Here is a 426-nt window from a genome sequence, read left to right as displayed (position 1 = left end):
CGAACACGAGCAGGAACGACTCGACGAACCCGAGCACCTCCTCGACGGCCTCGATCGCCTCGGCGCGCGCCTGCTCGCCCGTCACGGCCTCGGCGCCCTCGGGCAGCACGTCGCCGACGCGCTGCGCGAGCGCGTCCTCGTCGACGGCCCCCGACGACGGCGTCGCCCAGACCGCGAGCTGCGGCACCATCCCGTCGGGCGCGAACACGTCGCGCGCGGTCTCCCCGTCGATCCCGACGAGCACCGCGCCCGCCGCGGCGGCCTCGATCCCGAAGACGCCGGACACCGTCACCGGGGTCGACTCGCCGCCCAGCACGACCGTCGTCGCGTCACCGGCCGACAGCCCCGCCGTCTCCGCCGCGCTCTGCTCGAGCACGATCTCGCCCGGCCCGGGCCACGCGCCGTCGAGCAGGGTGAGGCTCGGGT

General features: G+C 76.5%; 1 pseudogene. It reads right to left on the bottom strand.

Annotation, left to right across the window (positions count from 1 at the left end):
• Positions 1-426, bottom strand: a pseudogene (locus G3I78_RS48935) (hypothetical protein); the annotation flags it as partial.

This window comes from Streptomyces sp. SID13726 (assembly GCF_010548375.1).
GTDB lineage: Bacteria > Actinomycetota > Actinomycetes > Streptomycetales > Streptomycetaceae > Streptomyces.
This window is presented reverse-complemented; position numbering and strand designations above follow the sequence as displayed.